This is a genomic window from Halomonas sp. GFAJ-1, from assembly GCF_000236625.2.
Classification (GTDB): domain Bacteria; phylum Pseudomonadota; class Gammaproteobacteria; order Pseudomonadales; family Halomonadaceae; genus Vreelandella.
Genome location: NZ_AHBC01000040.1, coordinates 186,771 through 201,899, shown reverse-complemented (window position 1 = coordinate 201,899; position 15,129 = coordinate 186,771). Strand labels below are relative to the sequence as shown.

The 15,129-nt window shown below is 53.3% G+C and carries 13 protein-coding genes; all 13 read right to left on the bottom strand.

The genetic code is table 11. From position 1 onward, the window contains the following. The coding region (locus MOY_RS16980) for a helix-turn-helix domain-containing protein (RefSeq protein WP_158003270.1) at positions 1-192 on the bottom strand (192 nt) is incomplete at its 3' end. 234 nt (positions 193-426) lie between these two features. Then, positions 427-1,338, bottom strand: coding sequence for a UDP-3-O-acyl-N-acetylglucosamine deacetylase (lpxC, locus tag MOY_RS12115; RefSeq protein WP_009100094.1), 912 nt, complete (start codon positions 1,336-1,338; stop codon positions 427-429). Between the two features lie 156 nt (positions 1,339-1,494). Beyond that, positions 1,495-2,670, bottom strand: coding sequence for a cell division protein FtsZ (ftsZ, locus tag MOY_RS12110; RefSeq protein ID WP_009100091.1), 1,176 nt, complete (start codon positions 2,668-2,670; stop codon positions 1,495-1,497). A gap of 34 nt (positions 2,671-2,704) precedes the next feature. Then, positions 2,705-3,994 carry a cell division protein FtsA gene (gene ftsA / locus MOY_RS12105; protein ID WP_009100088.1) on the bottom strand — a complete coding sequence of 430 codons (1,290 nt, stop codon included), beginning with the start codon at positions 3,992-3,994 and terminating at the stop codon, positions 2,705-2,707. Positions 3,995-4,307: 313 nt separating this feature from the next. Further along, on the bottom strand, positions 4,308-5,021 hold the full coding sequence (locus MOY_RS12100) for a cell division protein FtsQ/DivIB (RefSeq protein ID WP_009100086.1): 714 nt from the start codon (positions 5,019-5,021) through the stop codon (positions 4,308-4,310). Positions 5,022-5,031: 10 nt separating this feature from the next. Continuing rightward, positions 5,032-5,973: a D-alanine--D-alanine ligase gene (locus tag MOY_RS12095; RefSeq protein ID WP_009100084.1), complete on the bottom strand. Its 942-nt coding sequence runs from the start codon at positions 5,971-5,973 to the stop codon at positions 5,032-5,034. Beyond that, positions 5,970-7,382, bottom strand: a complete 1,413-nt coding sequence (murC, locus tag MOY_RS12090) for a UDP-N-acetylmuramate--L-alanine ligase (protein WP_235803705.1) — start codon at positions 7,380-7,382, stop codon at positions 5,970-5,972. The genes MOY_RS12095 and murC overlap by 4 nt, the downstream gene beginning before the upstream one ends. A 53-nt stretch (positions 7,383-7,435) precedes the next feature. Next, the gene (murG, locus tag MOY_RS12085; RefSeq protein WP_009100081.1) at positions 7,436-8,533 is read right to left on the bottom strand and encodes an undecaprenyldiphospho-muramoylpentapeptide beta-N-acetylglucosaminyltransferase; all 1,098 of its coding nucleotides are present in this window, start codon (positions 8,531-8,533) and stop codon (positions 7,436-7,438) included. Between the two features lie 18 nt (positions 8,534-8,551). Beyond that, entirely contained in the window at positions 8,552-9,733 is a 1,182-nt protein-coding gene (ftsW, locus tag MOY_RS12080) for a putative lipid II flippase FtsW (protein ID WP_009100078.1), read from the bottom strand. Then, a complete protein-coding gene (gene murD / locus MOY_RS12075; RefSeq protein WP_009100077.1) occupies positions 9,730-11,109 on the bottom strand; it encodes a UDP-N-acetylmuramoyl-L-alanine--D-glutamate ligase in 1,380 nt (459 codons plus the stop codon). Before murD ends, ftsW begins: the two co-directional genes overlap by 4 nt. Before the next feature lie 54 nt (positions 11,110-11,163). Continuing rightward, positions 11,164-12,246, bottom strand: coding sequence for a phospho-N-acetylmuramoyl-pentapeptide-transferase (gene mraY / locus MOY_RS12070; protein WP_009100075.1), 1,083 nt, complete (start codon positions 12,244-12,246; stop codon positions 11,164-11,166). Between the two features lie 14 nt (positions 12,247-12,260). After that, positions 12,261-13,610 carry a UDP-N-acetylmuramoyl-tripeptide--D-alanyl-D-alanine ligase gene (locus MOY_RS12065; RefSeq protein WP_009100072.1) on the bottom strand — a complete coding sequence of 450 codons (1,350 nt, stop codon included), beginning with the start codon at positions 13,608-13,610 and terminating at the stop codon, positions 12,261-12,263. Beyond that, the gene (locus tag MOY_RS12060) at positions 13,607-15,121 is read right to left on the bottom strand and encodes a UDP-N-acetylmuramoyl-L-alanyl-D-glutamate--2,6-diaminopimelate ligase (protein ID WP_009100070.1); all 1,515 of its coding nucleotides are present in this window, start codon (positions 15,119-15,121) and stop codon (positions 13,607-13,609) included. The genes MOY_RS12065 and MOY_RS12060 overlap by 4 nt, the downstream gene beginning before the upstream one ends. Positions 15,122-15,129: the final 8 nt, after the last annotated feature.

The window sequence follows — 15,129 nt, the reverse complement described above, 5'->3', positions numbered from 1 at the left end:
AGACTTCTTCGCCACCGCCAACAACGGCTTGAGGTCTTTCTTAGCGCGCAGCTTGGTGCCATGGCGCTTGTACTGCGAGCTGATAATGTGCAGTGCCTTGTTGTACGTAAACCGCACCGCCCCGAATTGCTGATTCAAGAAATCAGCCTGTTCGGGGCTGGGGTAGATGCGTACTTTGGTGGCTGTTAACACAACGGCTTCAACTCGTTGACTGTATGAATGTATAGTGCCAGATAAATACGAAACTACAACTCCTGCAGCGCTAGCGCGCTGCCCGCTTGTATCCCCGCCCTCAATCGGGCGAGGGTTTACGCGGATTTTTGCTAAAATGCGTACCCGAAATGCATAAAGCACCGCCTAAGCGGTGCTTTATAAGATGGGGCACACATCAGGTTTTTCAACCAGCCATGCGTTCCACACGATTTACTATGCCATGGCAGGCGCCGAGTAGGAGATAGGCGCAACGGCTTTCTCTTCTTCGAACGTCACGATCTCATAGGCATCAGGCTGCGCCATTAGCTCACGGCAAAGCTGATTATTAAGGGCATGACCCGACTTTATGCCACGGAACTCACCAATCAGGCTATAGCCTAGCTGGTAAAGGTCGCCGATCGCGTCAAGCACCTTATGTTTGACGAACTCGTCTTCATAACGTAGCCCGCCTTCATTAACGATACGGTAGTCGTCAACCACGATAGCATTATCAAGACTGCCGCCGAGGGCTAGATTATTAGAGCGCAAAAACTCTAAATCGCGCATAAAGCCAAAAGTTCGCGCGCGGGAGACTTCTTTAACAAACGACGTCGTCGAGAAATCAATAAGTGCAGTTTGCTTTTGTTGATCAAATACGGGGTGGTCAAAATCGATGGCAAACGCAACTTTGAAGCCCTGATGCGGCAGAAAAACGGCCTCTTTGTCGCCATCGCTCACCGCGACGCGACGCTTAATGCGAATAAACTTCTTAGGCGCATCCTGCTCAAGAATGCCCGCCGACTGGATCAGAAAAACAAATGGACTAGCACTGCCGTCCATAATGGGCACTTCAGGAGCACTAACATCTACATATGCGTTGTCGATACCCAATCCCGCAAAAGCTGACATTAGATGTTCAACCGTTGCCACTTTTACACCTTCGTTAGAAAGCGCGGTGCACAGCGTTGTATCTTCGACCAACTCTGCGCGAGCGGGCACATGCACCGCGGGATCTAAATCGGTTCTGACGAACACAATACCTGTATTTACCGGCGCCGGACGCAAAGCCAAGTGGACTTTTTTGCCAGAGTGCAGACCCACTCCAGTGGCGCGGATGACGTTTTGTAGTGTGCGTTGTCTGATCATGGGCAGTGGTCGAGCTCTAATGTCGGCGGTTATCGGCTCAAAAAACAGCAAATACCGCAAAAGGAAAGTTATCAAACAGTGTTCACTTTAACAGCAAACAAGCGCTTTAACCAATAAAACTCTCGTTTGCTGTAGCAGCGATACATTCAACGCGGCTTAATCCGCCTGACGGCGCAAAAAAGCAGGGATGTCCAGATAATCGTCTGCTTCTGAGGCGCGACGCTTTTCTGGCCGAGGCTTAGCAGCCGGTGCAGGTGCTTCGGCGCGAGCCGTCGCCTGCTGACGCATAACGGTTGGTTGCTGGAGCTTGCGGTAATCAGATGATTCAGCTGTTGAGCGACGTGCAGGCTCACGCGTGGCCGCCTTTGCTTTGCTGCCATCCAAGCCAGCTGCAACAACCGTTACCCGCAGCTCATCAGACATTTCCATATCAATGGAGGTCCCGACGACGATAGTGGCTTCCTGTGAAGCAAACTCTTGAACGGTAGCCCCTACATCGTTGAACTCACCAATCGATAAGTCAGGCCCTGCCGTAATATTTACCAGGATGCCGCGAGCGCCGTGCAGATCGATATCTTCCAGCAACGGGCTACGGATAGCTTTTTCAGCCGCTTCACGCGCACGGTTTTCACCGGTAGCACCGCCGGTACCCATCATCGCCATGCCCATTTCAGACATAACAGTACGCACGTCAGCGAAATCGACGTTAATGATACCCGGGCTGGTAATCAGTTCGGCAATACCTTGTACCGCGCCCAGCAATACATCGTTGGCGGCACTAAACGCGGTGAGCAGTGTGGCATTTTTACCGAGCACTGAAAGTAGTTTTTCGTTAGGAATAGTGATTAGTGAGTCCACGTGCTCGGAGAGCTCTTTCATGCCCTCTTCTGCCGCGCGCATTCGCTTAGGCCCTTCAAACGGGAAGGGGCGGGTCACCACAGCCACCGTCAAAATGCCCAGCTCTTTGGCCACCTGAGCAACGACCGGTGCCCCGCCAGTACCTGTACCACCACCCATGCCAGCGGTAATGAACACCATATCAGCGCCATTTAACAGCTCAGCAATTCGGTCTCGATCTTCCATGGCAGCTTGGCGTCCAACCTCTGGATTGGCGCCAGCGCCTAACCCTTTGGTTATTTCACTACCAAGCTGCAAAACCGTTTTTGCGGATACGCGTTTAAGCGCCTGGGCATCGGTATTGGCGCAAATAAACTCTACGCCTTCGATGTTGCTCTCGACCATGTGGTTGACAGCATTACCGCCGCCGCCGCCAACGCCGACCACTTTGATGACCGCACTGCTCGAGGGTGCGTTATCTACCAATTCGAACATAAGCCCCGTCTCCTGAACCGCGCTTGCGGCCCTGTCAGAAATTTCCTTTGAACCAGCCTTTAATTTTCGCCAGCGCTGGATTGCCTTCCTTGCTATCACGCCGGGCAAGCTCGTTACGCCCTTTGTGCGCGGCAACGACTCCCCCATGGCTTTCTAGGCCTTGCCCATGTCGCATTTCCTGCAAGGCATAATGTAGCAAGCCAACGCCCGTTGCATAAATAGGATTACGCACCACGTCCGCCAACCCCCTCACATTTTGCGGGCAGGCAATACGAACCGGCATATGAAAAATCTCTTCTGCTAGTTCGCTAACGCCTTCCATGCGCGAGGTGCCACCGGTAAGCACAACCCCAGCGGCTACCATGTCTTCATAACCACTACGGCGTAATTCGTCTCTTACCAGTGTAAAGAGTTCTTCGTAGCGCGGCTCTACCACTTCGGCTAATGCCTGGCGTGATAAATCTCGCGATGGACGATCCCCTACACTGGGTACTTTAATCATTTCATCACTTGCTGCGAGGTGAGTCAGCGCGCAGGCGTATTTTACTTTAATTTCTTCAGCATGCTGGGTAGGCGTACGCAGCGCCATTGCGATGTCATTAGTGACTTGATCACCGGCAATGGGTATCACTGCAGTATGGCGAATTGCCCCTTCGGTAAATATAGCCATATCAGTGGTACCACCGCCAATATCGACCATACAAACGCCCAGTTCGCGCTCATCTTCAGTGAGCACTGCCATACTGGAAGCAAGCTGCTCAAGAATAATGGCATCAACATCTAGGCCACAACGGCGCACACATTTTTCAATGTTTTGCACCGCGTTTAATGCAGCAGTGACAAGATGCACCTGCGCCTCTAACCGAACGCCCGACATACCCAGCGGTTCACGGATGCCACCTTGCGCATCGATTGAGAATTCTTGAGGCAGAACATGTAATACCCGCTGCCCTTCCGAGACAGCTCTGGCGCGAGCTGAGTCAATCACACGCTCAATATCCGATGGCGTTACTTCACGCTCTTTGATGGCTACCACGCCATCTGAGTTCATCGAACTAATATGGCTACCGGCAACGCCAACATAGACAGAATGAATATCGCAGCCAGCCATCAACTCAGCTTCCTCAACGGCTCGTTGAATAGACTGGACCGTTGATTCAATATTAATGACTACGCCGCGTTTCATACCACGCGATGGATGAGAACCGATTCCCGCAATTTCGATCCCGCCATCATCGGTGGGTTGACCGACTATCGCGACGACCTTGGACGTTCCAATGTCCAGCCCGACAACCATATTGGATGCATTGGGTGAGCCTGCCATGAGTCGGAAAATCTCCTTATCGTAATTTGAAAAGTTGTCTTATTAATGGATGACGCTAGCTCGGCAAAGATTCCAATGGGCGTCAACCAAAACATTGTTAAATGTTGATCGATAAAATGCAGCTAAAAAGCCAAAAGGAATAAATAAAACCCACAAAATTACCGATAGAGACATAGTATAGAAACAATAGTCGCAATACGACTAGTCCATGCCCACGATAATGGGCTTAACGGGCAATTAAAACCCTATCAGTGAGTTTCAGTGTTGGTAACCGGTCACATTTACCTGCTTTTTACACATTGTAGACAGCCTATTACTCTGCATTATCTTCAAAATCGCTCTCGCCATGCCAAGCTACAGCGACGCCATTAGGGTAACGCAGGTCGATATAACGAATATGTTCGCTAAGCTGGGATAACTCCCGCTGCCAGGAGGCAGATAAGCGCGCCAGGCGTACTTCATGCTGACGCCTGCCCAACATCACCCACGCCCCATTATCTAACTGTAATCGCCACGCCCCTCGTGGCTCTAAACGTAGTTGCGCCAGCGATAGTGATAAGTTCGCAAAATGCGGGGTTAGCCGATGATAAAAAGTAAGCACCTCTTCACTGCTACCTACCGGGCCCGCAAGATCGGGCAACCCTGAAGGAGCTGTCAGCGGGGCAAACGCAAAGGGTTCCCCCTGAGGATTAAGCAAAAAATCGTCATTCCAGCGAGCCACCGGCACTTGTTCAACCAGCTCAAAAACCAACGCATTGGGCCACTCTCGGGAAATACGCACTTCGTTTAACCAGCCAATGGCTAGGGCACGACTGCGAAGATCGCCCAAATCGGCGGACAGCCATGTGGAGTTTTGCACGAGCGGCGCTAACTGGGTGCGTAAGTAATCAGCACTGACATAGTCCCACTCCCCTCGAATCGAGACCCGCTCGATAGGGCGGTCTAGCCAGAGCCAAAGCGCGCGACTGCCAGCGCCTAGTAAGAGCGCCAGCAGAATGATACCTAACCACGCATTACGCCTTTTCATAAGGCCATCTTCATGATGAGCTCTGTTTGCCAGCAGTCTGCAGTATCTGCACTACCAGCTGATCAAAACCAATCCCAGCATGCGCAGCCGCCTGAGGTACCAAACTATGGTCGGTCATTCCTGGCACGGTATTGACCTCGATTAGCCAGAATTTGCCATCAGCATCCCTCATAACATCGACACGCCCCCAGCCCTCACCACCAATGGCTGCAAATGCTTGTTGGCAAAGCGATGCTAGCGCTTGTTCATCCTGGGCTTCTAAACCACAAGGAAGATGATACTGGGTGGTATTGGCAATGTATTTAGCCTCGTAATCATAAAAACCTCCCGGCACCTCGACGCGTATCGCAGGGAGTACTTCATCACCCAGCAGTGCAACGGTGTACTCTTCACCGACAATAAACCGCTCCGCCATGACACGGGCATCGTACTTGGTTGCAGCATGGTAGGCTGACACCAACTCTTCTTGGCTTTTAACGATACTAATACCCAGCGTGGAGCCTTCGTGGACGGGCTTTACCATCATCGGCAGCCCTAACTGGGTGACCACCGACGCCCAATTTGACTCAGCATTCAACGTAATGCTTTCTGGTGTTGGCAAGCCCACCGCTTGCCAAACCTGCTTTGTGCGCTGTTTATCCATACCTAGAGCGGAGGCTAAAACACCGCTGCCAGTGTAGGGAATATTTAAAAGCTCCAGCGCTCCCTGGAAAGTACCATCCTCACCACCACGACCGTGCAGAGCAACAAATACAGCCGTGGGAGCCAATTGTTCAAGGCCAACTAAGCCATTTTCTCGCAGGTCGTAGCCGATTGCCTGAATCCCTTGCCGCTTCAAGGCATCCAAAATAGCGGCACCGCTTTTAAGCGATACTTCACGCTCGGCGGATCGTCCACCGTAGACCACAACCACCCGCGCTAAGCGATCTGCCTGGGATACTTGGGCACTCATAGCTCAACCTCGTCCAACACCAGTTTGGCCTGCGCTAAACGCAGCGATATGCCGCCCACGTCGCCAGCCCCTTGGGTAATTAAAATATCGTCCGGACGCAATACATTGCCCAGCAACGCAGGAAGCTCTTGCTTGTGTTCTACAAACAGCGGGTCAACATCGCCACGTTGGCGGATAGAGCCGGCTAACGTGCGCCCTTCGGCTCCTGGGATTACTGCTTCACCAGCGCTATACACGTCCAGCAAAATAAGTGTGTCCACTTGCGAGAGCACCCTAACAAAATCTTCATAGAGATCGCGGGTACGGCTATAGCGATGTGGCTGGTATAGCATGACCAAGCGGCGCTTCGGCCAGCCAGCGCGAACAGCCTGAATAACCATATCCACTTCACGGGGATGGTGGCCATAGTCATCTACCAGCATGACTTCGCCGGTGCTCTTAGGCGTCGGAAAATGACCATGGACTTGAAAGCGCCTACCCACCCCGGCAAAACTGGCAAGGCCACGCAAGATAGCCTCATCGCTAACACCCGCATCAGTGGCGACCACAATGGCCGCCATGGCGTTTAATGCGTTATGCCGACCTGGCATGGCCAGCCGAACAGCTAGCGGTGCCGCGCCACCTGGCCGCAAAGCAGTAAATGACACTTCTCCGGCCTGCTGGCTAAAATCAACAATGCGGTAATCGGCATCGCTATCAAACCCGTAGGTCACAAACTGTCGCTTCACCCTTTCAAGCAGGCCGCGCACATGCGGGTCATCTACACAGAGCACAGCTAGCCCATAAAACGGCAAGTTGTGCAAAAACTCGATAAAGGTATTTTTCAGCCGCTCAAAGTCACCGCCATAAGTAGCCATATGATCAGCATCGATATTGGTAACAATCGACACCATCGGCTGCAGGTGTAAAAACGACGCGTCTGATTCATCGGCTTCAGCGACCAGGTAATCTCCCTCTCCCAGACGCGCATTAGCACCTGCACTGGTGAGCTTTCCGCCGATAACGAAGGTTGGATCTAAGCCACCTTCCGCCAGCAGCGTGGCAGTAAGGCTTGTGGTGGTGGTTTTTCCATGAGTCCCCGCCACAGCAATGCCATGACGAAAGCGCATAAGCTCAGCCAGCATCTCTGCACGACGAACCACGGGCACACGGTGCTCATGGGCCCAGCGAATTTCGGGATTGGTTTCGTCAACTGCGCTAGACACTACAACAACGTCAGCACCTTGGACATTCTCTTCGGCATGCCCAATCGCCACACACACACCGCACTGACGCAAGCGCTCTACCACAGTAGACGCTTTCACATCACTGCCGCTGACGCTATACCCTTGGTTTGCCAACACTTCTGCAATACCACACATGCCTGCGCCACCGATGCCCACAAAATGCAGCCGCTTAATGCGGCGCATACCTGGACCGCTTGGGCGAACATCTCGTAAAGACGTACTCTTAGCTATATCGGTCACGCAGTTTCTCCTTGATTTACTAACGACAGACAGCCATCTGTTAAGCGCCGAGTAGCATCCAAATAAGCCGCCTGACGGGCTTTGGAGGCCATCTCTGCTAACCTGTCTGGGGTTAATAATTCATTTAAATAGTCAGTTAAGCGCTGTGGCGTGAGGTCTGCCTGCACAACACAAACGGCAGCCCCCGCCTTCACCAAAACCTCAGCATTGACACGCTGGTGATCGTCAACAGCAAAAGGAAACGGCACTAAAAGGGCAGGCTTTGCAGACGCTGCAAGCTCTGCAACCGTGAGCGCACCTGCTCGACAAACCACAAGATCAGCCCACTCATAGGCCGCTGCCATATCATCAATAAACGGACTTACTTCTGCTTCGACGCCCTGTTCGGCGTATGCTTGTGCCGTAAGCTCATCACGCTCCTTACCCGCTTGATGGCGCACGTTTGGGCGCAACTCTGGCGCCATCGCAGCTAATGCCGACGGCAATCGCTCATTTAGCGCCACGGCACCCAGCGACCCACCGACTACCAGTAAGCGAAGCGGCCGGGCACTCATGGTGGCAGCAGCGCGGGGTTGCTCTCCTATGACAGCAATATCCTCCCGCACTGGGTTGCCAATCACCTCAGCACGGGGCCCAAACGCCTCAGCGAAAGCCGCATAGGTGCGCGTTGCCAAGCGGGAAAGAACCCGATTGGTCAAACCAGCAACAGCATTTTGCTCATGAATCACTAACGGAACGCGAGACAACCATGCAGCAAGCCCGCCTGGCCCGCTAGCAAAACCGCCCAACCCAACAACCACATGGGGCTTAAAGGTATTTATTACACGGCGCGCCTGCATTACAGCCCGCGAGAGATTAAGCGGTGCTTTCAGCCAACCACTTGCCCCGTTACCACGCAACCCGCTAATCGCAATCGTGTGCAGCCGAATACCCGCTTCGGGAACTAGGCGATTCTCGATGCCTCTAGGGCTACCTAACCACTCAACGTCAACATCATGGGCTTGTAATGCACGAGCCAACGAGAGCGCGGGGATAACATGGCCTCCGGTTCCCCCAGCCATAATTAAAATGCGCCGACGTGAATTCGTTGTCACACACCACTCCTTAAATAATTACGATAACCGTGGTTCATGACGAGGCTTGTAAGGCGTAGGCGTACGGCGCGGTCGATGACGTGTTTCCGCATCCACTCTAAGCAGCAACCCCACCATCAGGCCGGTGACCAATAAACTTGAACCGCCATAGCTAATCAGCGGAAGCGTTAAGCCTTTGGTGGGTAGTAACCCAGCACTGACCGCCATGTTAATAAAGGCTTGCGCAGCAATAATAAAACCGATGCCATAGCTAACGTAGGCACCAAACATATGGCCTGCCAGCTCTGCTCGGCGTGCAATCCACATCGTCCGAGTAATAAAGACCGTGAACAGCAGCACAACAATAATGGCACCAATCATGCCCAGCTCTTCTGCGACCACAGCAAAAATAAAGTCAGTATGCGCTTCTGGCAAATAGTGAAGCTTTTGAACGCTATTACCTAACCCCGTCCCGGTAACATGCCCTCGACCAAACGCAATGAGTGCCTGAGTTAACTGATACCCAGTGGCAAACTGGTCAGCCCAGGGGTCTAAAAAACTTGTCCAGCGGGCTAAACGATAAGGCTCCATCACCACCATCATGACAGCGCCTGATGCCAATACGCCGCCACTGCCCAACAACAGCGTCAGCGATGCGCCGCTCATCATTAGCATGCCAATAACACAGACGGTGTAAACCACCATGCCACCAAAATCAGGCGCCAAAAAAAGCAGCCCCGCTGGTATTGCCAAGACGGCTAACGGGCGCCACATACTAAAAGCGCGCTGACGAAGTTCGTAGGTAAAGCGCGACATGAACGCCGCCATATAAAAAATCAGGCCCAGTTTGGCAAACTCGGAAACCTGTAAGCTTGGCAGCGGCCCAGGTAATGAAATCCAGCGCTTACTGCCATTGACCTCTTGGCCGATAATAAGCACTAAAACAAGCATAAAAATACTGGCGAGCAGTAGTAACGCCGCATTTTGGCGCCAAACCTCCAGCGGCACGCTAATCATAACCAGGCATGCCAGTATGGATATCACTAAGAAAATACCGTGCTGGCGAGAGTAGTAATAACTGTTTTCCAATAAGCCTATGGAAGCGGAGCTAACCATGACCCACCCCAGCCCCGCCAGCCCAATGACCGATATGATGAGCCAAATATCGCAGGGGTAGTGGCGCGTGGTTAGCGATTCCCGCAGACGCTCTAGCCGACTCATGGGTTCACCTCAACCTGCCTGCCTGCTAACCAGCCCCGAAATGCATCGCCGCGTTCTTGGTAGTTGGCAAATTGGTCAAGGCTTGCACAGGCGGGGGAAAGCAACACGCAATCACCTGGCTGGGCTATTTGCCAAGCAGCCTCCATAGCCTGGAACAAATTATTGACCTGACGAACGTTATTAGAGGCAGAGAGCGCAGCAGATAAACGTGGCGCATCTTCACCAAACAGCAATACCGCCCTGGCACACCCTGCTAGCGGCGCCGCCAGTGGTGTAAAGTCTGCGCCTTTGCCAACACCACCGGCCAATAAAATCAGCTTTCCTGTCAGCGTCGCACTAATGCCGTTGATCGCAGCAAGGGTGGCACCTACGTTGGTGCCTTTTGAATCGTTTACCCACGTCACCCCGTTGATGTTAGCCACAGTTTCACTGCGATGGGCTAACCCTTTAAATGCACAAAGCGCTTCACACATTGACTGCTTGCTAAAGCCAAGTGCTCTGCCCATTGCCAACGCAGCCAAAGCATTCATATAGTTATGCTGACCTGCAACGGTTAGTGCGTCGGCGCGGAGCCATGGGTCACTTCCTTGAACGAGCATGACGTGCCCATCTATATTTACCAGCCCCCACTCATCTCCTTTCGGCGGCGCTGAGGTGAAGCTTTCCAGGCTTGCGACTTCATTTTGTGGCCAAGTAAGAGGGTCATCGGCATTGATAATGGCGTGCTTCGCACCTAAGAAGATCCGCTGCTTAGCGGCCTGATAGCCCGCCATATCACCATGGCGATCCAAATGATCTTCACAAATATTTAAAAAGGCTGCTGAGGCAGCGCCTAAATAGGGCGTGGTTTCCAACTGAAAGCTGGAAAGCTCCAAAATATAGAGATCGGCATCAGGGTGTTCCGTCAACAAGTCCAGAGCAGGCGTTCCTAAATTACCTCCAACCGCTGCACATACACCCGAGCAGGCGGCCATTTCGCCTAACAGAGTGGTTACCGTAGATTTCGCATTGGAGCCAGTAATCGCGGCGATTGGGGCGTTAACAGCACGGGTAAAAAGGGCGATCTCACCTATCAACACTGGCTCATCGGTAGCTGTGTTACGGCGCGTCAATAACCCCTCAAGGCCAGGTGTGCGGGGGTCTACCCCTGGGCTTATTACCACTTCATGGACATGCGTAAAATCGATAGCGGTTAGAGGGCCGCAGTGCACTGTGATGCCTGGGTGAGCAGCATAAAAGTCATCCAACCCCGGTGGGGCTTTACGGGTATCAGCCACCATAAAGGGGGTATTGTTACGCGCTAGATGGCGGCAGATAGCCCGCCCTGATATTCCCAGGCCAACCACGACGGTCATTCCATGTGCTACTTGCACCATTGATCTGGCTCCTTTACACAACACGCCATTAGCACTCTGTTACTACTCGACTCATCAACGGACTTTCAGCGTGGCTAAACCGAGCAGTACCAGCACAACGGTGATAATCCAGAAGCGCACAATAACCCGGGGCTCTGGCCAACCTTTAAGCTCATAGTGGTGATGCAGCGGCGCCATGCGGAAAATACGCCTGCCTGTCATTTTATAAGAAGCAACCTGGAGAATGACCGATACCGTTTCCAGTACAAAAATCCCGCCCATAATGAACAAGATGATTTCTTGGCGAACAATTACCGCCACCACACCCAACGCTGCACCAAGGGCTAGTGCACCAACATCCCCCATAAATACTTGGGCGGGATAGGTGTTAAACCATAAGAACCCTAACCCTGCGCCTGCGATAGTGGCGCAAAATATTGCCAGTTCGCCGGTGCCATTAATAAAGGGAATATGGAGATAGTTGGCAAACACCGCATTACCACTGGCATAGGCAAACACGGCAAGCCCCATGGCCACCAGCACCGTTGGCATAATGGCCAGGCCATCTAGGCCGTCTGTCAGGTTAACGGCATTAGAGCTACCCACAATCACAAAGTAGGTCAGCACGATGTAGAACACACCCAGAGGGAGGGCAACATCTTTAAAGAGGGGCACTAGCAGACTGGTTTCCACTGGCGTTGACGCCGTGACGTAAAGCACGATAGCAGCGCCCAAACCGACGACCGATTGCCAAAAATATTTCCACCGTGCAGGCAGGCCTCTGGGATTTTTTTCAACCACTTTACGGTAGTCGTCCACCCAGCCAATCGCACCGAAGCCCAGGGTTACTGCCAACACCACCCACACATAATGGTTGGTTAAATCTCCCCACATTAGTGTGCTGATCGCGATGGCAAGCAAAATCATGGCGCCACCCATGGTGGGCGTACCTGCCTTAGAAAGATGCGACTGAGGGCCATCATCGCGAACCGCTTGCCCGATCTGACCTTCTACTAATCGTCGAATGACCCACGGCCCTAGCCATAGGCAAAGCATCAAGGAAGTCAGTGCGGCCAAAATAACGCGTAACGTAAGGTAGTTAAAAACCTGAAAAGCAGTTTGATATTGGGCTAAAAAATTCGCCAGGTGAAGTAACATGAACGGCGTTTACCTTATTTATCCGAACGCAGCGCGGCGATGACATTTTCCATGCCCGCGCTCCGCGACCCTTTCACCAGCAGCGTGGTGTCAGGCGGCAACGTATTAATAATATGACGCACAAGCGTCTCGTGGTCGTCAAAATGCAGCCCGCGACCAAAGGCGTCACTGGCTGAACGCGCGGCATCACCGTACGTCAGCAGCGTTTCGATGCCAAGCGAGGCAGCAAAGCGGCCAATCTCAGCATGCAGTGTTTCAGATGCCTGCCCAAGCTCCCCCATCGCCCCCAGAGCACACCAACGCGGAGCAGGAAAGCTTGCCAGCGTCTCTAATGCCGCTTTAACCGCACCAGGGTTGGCGTTGTACGTGTCATCTAGCAGTGTGGCATTACGTAAACCCGGCACACTGCTCAAGCGCCCTGGCAGGCAGGGCAAGCGCGACAGGCCCGACACCACTTTTGCTGGCGCCACGCCAACCATAAGTGCCGCAGCAGCGGCAGCTAGGGCATTGCTAACATTGTGCTTACCCATCAGCGGCAAACAGACATTACCAAGCGCCTGCCCTTGATAAACAAGCGTGAAAGCATACCGCCCCTGTGGGTCACAGGAAAGGGCATCGGCGTACACATCTGCATGACTGTCCCAGCCGTAGCTGATAACGCGACGCGGGGCAGCGCAAGCTGCCCAAAAAGCGAAATAGCGATCTTCTCTATTGAGCACTGCCACGCCGTTGGCGCTTAAGCCCGATAAAATTTCACTTTTCGCCTGGGCAATCTGGCCCATACCGCCAAATTCGCCTACATGGGCTCCGGTCACATTCGTAATAATGGCAACATCAGGCGCCGTTAGCTGGCTGGTCCAGGCAATTTCACCTAGATGGTTCGCCCCAAGCTCCACAACTGCCGCCTGGTGAGCCGGAGTAAGCCGCAGTAGCGTCAACGGCACACCAAAATCGTTATTTAAGTTGCCCTCTGTTGCTAGCACTTCGCCCAGAGGTGCTAACAGCGCAGCGGCCATCTCTTTGACGGTCGTTTTACCACTGTTACCCGTCACTGCGACGACAGGCAGCTGATAGCGATGACGCCATGCCCGCGCCAGCAGACCTAGCCCCAGGCGGGTATCAGCACACACTAATTGCGGTAAAGCGCTGCTCGCCTCTTGCTCTACTAACGCGGCCGCCGCGCCCTGCGCGTACGCTTGCTCAAGAAACTCATGGCCGTCAAAACGTGGCCCTTTGAGTGCGACAAACAAGCAGCCCGGCACAATCTGGCGAGTATCCGTCACCACCGCGGTTAACGGTAGCTCGGGCAACGATGGCGACAAAAGATTGAGTGCCGCCGCAACATCCCCCAACGTCCAACTCACTGCCCAGCACCTGTGGCCGCTAAGTCTTTTAACGCCAAAGCTTTTAGCACCTGCTCTTCATCTTGATAAGCATGGCGAACTCCCGCTATCTCCTGATAGGCCTCGTGACCTTTGCCTGCTAACAGCACCACATCCTGCGGACCTGCCTGCTGAATTACATGGGCAATAGCTGCGCGGCGATCACCCTGCTCGGTAAAAGGGGTATCCGGTGAGAGACCCGTAATAATTTGGCGGCGAATTTCCTCGGCAGACTCAAAGCGGGGATTATCGTCGGTGATGACGATATGGTCTGCGATGCGCTCGGCAACCGCAGCCATTTCAGCACGCTTGCCCGCATCACGATCACCACCGCAACCAAAAAGACACCACAACTTGCCTTCGCTTCCGCCTAGGTGCGCTTTAAGTGCGTCCAGTGCATTGTGCAGGGCATCCGGGGTGTGGGCATAGTCGATCACGACACTTGGCCCGCCAGCTGCTCGATAGAGTTCCATTCGCCCTGGTACTGGTGCGAGCGTTGACGCCACTTCAAACAAGCGATCAAGCGACTCCCCTAAGCCATAGAGCACAGCCATTGCCAACAGCACGTTGTCTAAGTTAAAGCGACCCATGAGACTAAGATCAAGGGCCTTTTCACCCTCAGGCGTAGCAATGAGCGCTTGCTGCCCCTGCTCATGGGGATGCCAATCAAGTACACGTAGCGTCACTGCCTCATCACGACCCGCAGCCAGTACACGCACGTTACTCTCGCACCCTGCTAGCATCAGGCGTGCTAAAGGATCATCGGCGTTTACCACGGCAAGCGTTAGCTCGGCGCGGCGAAAAAGCTTGGCTTTAGCTGCGGCGTACGCGGCCATACTGCCGTGATAATCCAGGTGATCGCGGGTTAGATTGGTAAAAACGCCTACATCAACATCAACCGCCTCTAAACGATATTGATCCAATGCATGGGAGGAAGCTTCAAGCGCAACGCGCTTTACCCCTTGCCGCGCTAAATCGCCTAAAATATGCTGAAGTGCCAGAGGGCCAGGTGTCGTAAGCCCGCTTTCTACTAATTGACCAGGGCGGCCAACGCCTAAAGTGCCGACAACCCCTGCGGGCGTGTTTAACAATTCGCTCAAGGCCGCAATATAGTGGGTAACTGAGCTTTTACCGTTAGTGCCAGTAACCGCAATGACTTGTAAATCGTTAGGCACCTCAAACAGCGCCTTGCCTAACTCACCAAGGCGCAAAGAGAGATGCGGCAAGTAGAGCACGCGGTCCTCTAAGGTGACGCTGCTCTGCTTGGTGTGCGCCAATACTAACGATGCGCCGGACTCAAGCGCATGCTCAATAAATGCTCGTCCATCCTGCTGGCTTCCCGGCACTGCCACAAACACATCACCGACTTTCAGTTGGCGGGAATCCGTTATTAAATGAAATTTTTCAGGCAATCGCGCCTCAATCTCAGGCAATACGGCACTCGGCCACACCTGTTTTAATGCCCGCCATAAATTGTCTGGGTGCAACGTCATGCAATCTC

Coding starts and splice junctions, on each gene's coding strand:
- lpxC (WP_009100094.1), bottom strand. CDS start 1,338: ATGATCAGACAACGCACACTACAAAACGTCATCCGCGCCACTGGAGTG.
- ftsZ (WP_009100091.1), bottom strand. CDS start 2,670: ATGTTCGAATTGGTAGATAACGCACCCTCGAGCAGTGCGGTCATCAAA.
- ftsA (WP_009100088.1), bottom strand. CDS start 3,994: ATGGCAGGCTCACCCAATGCATCCAATATGGTTGTCGGGCTGGACATT.
- MOY_RS12100 (WP_009100086.1), bottom strand. CDS start 5,021: ATGAAAAGGCGTAATGCGTGGTTAGGTATCATTCTGCTGGCGCTCTTA.
- MOY_RS12095 (WP_009100084.1), bottom strand. CDS start 5,973: ATGAGTGCCCAAGTATCCCAGGCAGATCGCTTAGCGCGGGTGGTTGTG.
- murC (WP_235803705.1), bottom strand. CDS start 7,382: ATGCGCCGCATTAAGCGGCTGCATTTTGTGGGCATCGGTGGCGCAGGC.
- ftsW (WP_009100078.1), bottom strand. CDS start 9,733: ATGAGTCGGCTAGAGCGTCTGCGGGAATCGCTAACCACGCGCCACTAC.
- murD (WP_009100077.1), bottom strand. CDS start 11,109: ATGGTGCAAGTAGCACATGGAATGACCGTCGTGGTTGGCCTGGGAATA.
- mraY (WP_009100075.1), bottom strand. CDS start 12,246: ATGTTACTTCACCTGGCGAATTTTTTAGCCCAATATCAAACTGCTTTT.
- MOY_RS12060 (WP_009100070.1), bottom strand. CDS start 15,121: ATGACGTTGCACCCAGACAATTTATGGCGGGCATTAAAACAGGTGTGG.